Source organism: Mycobacterium sp. (assembly GCF_049281135.1).
GTDB lineage: Bacteria > Actinomycetota > Actinomycetes > Mycobacteriales > Mycobacteriaceae > Mycobacterium.
This window is the reverse complement of the sequence record NZ_JBAPRN010000434.1, coordinates 1-3,061: the sequence shown is the minus strand read 5'-3', so window position 1 is coordinate 3,061 and position 3,061 is coordinate 1. Positions and strand designations below refer to the sequence as shown.

Sequence of the window (3,061 nt, the reverse complement as noted above, 5' to 3'; positions counted from 1 at the left end):
CCGGTAATGAGCGCGACCTTGCCCTCTACCCGTCCCATCGTTGCGTCCTTTCGGCTTCATCGAGCGCCAGGTGCGTTGATGAAAGTCTGCTGAACCGTTGAGGTTTCGCCATCTTGACCACACGCAGCAGAGATGTCTAGTGCTTCTATAGTTAACTCTATACGTATCTCTAGGTAATACTCAACCACTCAAGGCACCGAAGGAAAGAACGCGATGGTTGATGCGCCGAACAACGCACAGGCAACTGACCTTTCGGGGCGTGTCGCCATCGTCACCGGAGCAGCGAACGGGTTAGGCCGTAGCGAGGTGATCAGGCTGGCTCGCTCGGGTGCGATGTCCGTGAACTTGATCGGTGGGCGAAACCAATCAAGATCGAGCTCGATGGCGTCGCTCGGGTGCGCGACCTCTGTGCTGACGCGGTGTCGGACCTATTGTCTAGGAAGTCCTCTGCTGATAGCTTAGAGTTATGTCTAGAGGATACTCTATTCGCGCCAGGACCAGCTCGGTCCTCACTGCGTTTCCACCCAGCCACCCATCGTGAGGACACCAGCATGCCGCTAGTGCAGAAAGGCGACATACTGTCGGCATCGACAGAGATTCGAGCCTCGGCGGCGGATGTGTACGCCGTCGTTTCGGATGTCACGCGGATTCCGGAGTGGAGCCCGGAGACTTACCGCGCGGAATGGCTGACGCCGAACCGATTTCGCGCATGGAACCGCCGCCGCTTGGGCCGATGGAAGACCGACGCCAACGTCGTCACCGCCGAGCCCGATCGTGAATTCTCATTCATCGTCCAGGTCGAGGCACTCGGGGGTGACTGGACTCAGTGGACCTATCTCGTCGAACCGGGTTCGACCGCGGGAACGGTACGGCTCACGGAGACCTTCCGTATGTGCGTTCCGCTGCCCATAGGCGCAATCATCTTCGAGTACGTCTGCCTATTCATGCGAGACCGCCCATCGGATCTGCAGGCAAACCTCCAAACCTCGGTTAACAAGATCCGCAAAATCGTCGAAACCGTGGCGACCACACATGACGCGCGGTGATCACCGGAGGGCAGGCAAATACGAGGGTCGCCTGGCCGTCGTGACAGGCGCTGGCTCGGGCATCGGTCGCGCGCTCACGGCTGCGCTCGTGCGCGCCGGCGCACACGTCGCCGCCTGGGACGTCAACCCGCAAGGCCTGGTCGAAACGCAAGCCGCCTGCGGCGCGGAGCACGTCACGACTTACCCAGTCGACGTCGCAGACCGGGACGCCGTAGAGACATGCGCTCAGGAGGTGCGAACCCAACACGGGCCAGCATCGCTGCTGTTCAACAACGCCGGCGTCGACCTCTACGCCAGCGTCGCAGACATGTCCTGGAAAGATTTCGACTGGCTTATCGGCATAAATCTGGGAGGCGTGGTCAACGGAACCAAAGCGTTCCTACCCCAGCTGATCGAGTCCGGATCTACGCACAACCCTGCTCGACTGGTTAACCTGTCCAGCGCGTTCGGTCTGATCGCCGTGCCGTTCCAAAGCGCCTACTGCACATCAAAGTTCGCTGTCCGAGGCTTCACCGAGGCGCTAAGACAGGAAATGATCATCGAACGTCACCCCGTCACGGTTCACTGCGTACACCCCGGTGTGGTGAAAACGAACTTCGGAGCCAACATGCGAGCGGCGAACGCACCCGACAAGGAGATCGCGGAAAAACACTTCGAACGCTCCGCCCTAACTACCGCCGAAAAGGCTGCCCACCTCATCCTTCGTGGCGCCGACAACAATCGCGCCAGGATTCTGATCGGCGCCGACGGGCGAGCGGCGGCAGCGATGTCCCGCCTACTCGGTGCGGGTTACATCGGGCCTCTGGCCCGCCTGGCGAGGCGGTCGGGCAGTTCGTCTCGATAAGGCGAGGTTGGGCAAGTGTCGTCTTTGGCCGCGCCGGTCGACCCGGCTGCATCTGGGATGGGCTCGCCGGGGCTGCGTCATCGCTGGCATGCATTAAAACGGTTGTTGCACAATCCGAATGGAGTTGTCGATGGGCACTCAATCGCTCACCGCGGACGGGAATCTTCCCCGCGTGTGTCCGGATGACGCTGCGCCTGCCAAGTGCAGGCTCCCGAGGTACCAGCTCAATGTCATCGCCGCCGACGTCGCCGACGTTGTTCAGTCCATCGGCGGATGGTTGTTCGACCGCAGCATGGCGGGCTGGGACGTCAATGTCTTGCTGGCCAGCCATAACGACACCCGACCGCTGCGGATTCTCGGGGTCCGGACGTTTGAACCGCACCCCACGGTGTTATCCATCGGCAGCGCTGCGGAACGAGCCGCCAGCCTCGCGATTGCCGCGGATCAGCTAGGCACCGACGAGTGCATTGACGCGGAGATTCATGACGCACTGCAAAGCGGTGAGGTCGAAGTCACGCTATGGGGTGACAACCCGTTCGGTGAACGCGCCACTGTTGTCCAATACCGGCTGAGTGCGGCGGCGCGAATTTTCAAGGGCTGCGCTCTTGCCGCCGCGGCGCTTTCCGATGTGCCTGTCGCTCCGGTTGAAACGCTCCTTTGTAGCGGCTACCGTCCCGTGGATCACATCTGAGACATGGTCGTTCCAATTTTGGGACTGCGGTGTTCAGCTTTATCACCATCAACTCGCGCGGCGCGCTGCAAAGCGGTGAGGTCGAATTCACGCTTGGGGTGAGAATCCGCTTGCTGAACGGGCCAGCAGCGCGCTACCTCAACCAAGAATCAATGGTTGGGAGCCGAGGCATGTTTCACGCGGGCTTGGTTGGTACCGCCGTCACCAGGCCGCCGTCGACGATGAACTCGCTGCCGGTCGCATAAGCCGATTCGTCGCTGGCGAGAAACAGCACGAAGGTCGCAACCTCGTGGGCGTCGCCTCCGCGGCCGAGCGGAACGCCGACCAAGTCCTCGGGCACGCCCGCGGTCATCGGGGTCCGGATGAATCCCGGATGCACCGAGTTGACTCTGATGTTGAGCGGGGCCAATTCAAGAGCGGCTGATTTCGTCAGACCGCGAACTGCCCATTTGGAAGCCACGTATGGGTGCGCCAGCGGGG

At 61.4% G+C, this 3,061-nt stretch carries 4 protein-coding genes; 3 read left to right on the top strand and 1 reads right to left on the bottom strand.

The genetic code is table 11. The features are described from left to right. The first annotated feature begins 551 nt into the window (after nucleotides 1-551). The 3 genes from WAN02_RS17790 to WAN02_RS17780 all read left to right on the top strand — a co-directional run bounded on the left by WAN02_RS17790 (nucleotide 552) and on the right by WAN02_RS17780 (nucleotide 2,581). Nucleotides 552-1,046, top strand: a complete 495-nt coding sequence (locus tag WAN02_RS17790) for an SRPBCC family protein (RefSeq protein WP_422265566.1) — start codon at nucleotides 552-554, stop codon at nucleotides 1,044-1,046. Then, the gene (locus tag WAN02_RS17785) at nucleotides 1,033-1,890 is read left to right on the top strand and encodes an SDR family NAD(P)-dependent oxidoreductase (protein ID WP_422265565.1); all 858 of its coding nucleotides are present in this window, start codon (nucleotides 1,033-1,035) and stop codon (nucleotides 1,888-1,890) included. Before WAN02_RS17790 ends, WAN02_RS17785 begins: the two co-directional genes overlap by 14 nt. Nucleotides 1,891-2,020: 130 nt before the next feature. Continuing rightward, nucleotides 2,021-2,581, top strand: coding sequence for a hypothetical protein (locus WAN02_RS17780; protein ID WP_422265564.1), 561 nt, complete (start codon nucleotides 2,021-2,023; stop codon nucleotides 2,579-2,581). A 175-nt stretch (nucleotides 2,582-2,756) separates the two neighbouring features. Here WAN02_RS17780 and WAN02_RS17775 read toward each other — a convergent pair. Beyond that, nucleotides 2,757-3,061, bottom strand: a 305-nt coding sequence (locus tag WAN02_RS17775; protein ID WP_422265563.1) for an SDR family oxidoreductase, incomplete at its 5' end; no start/stop codon positions are given.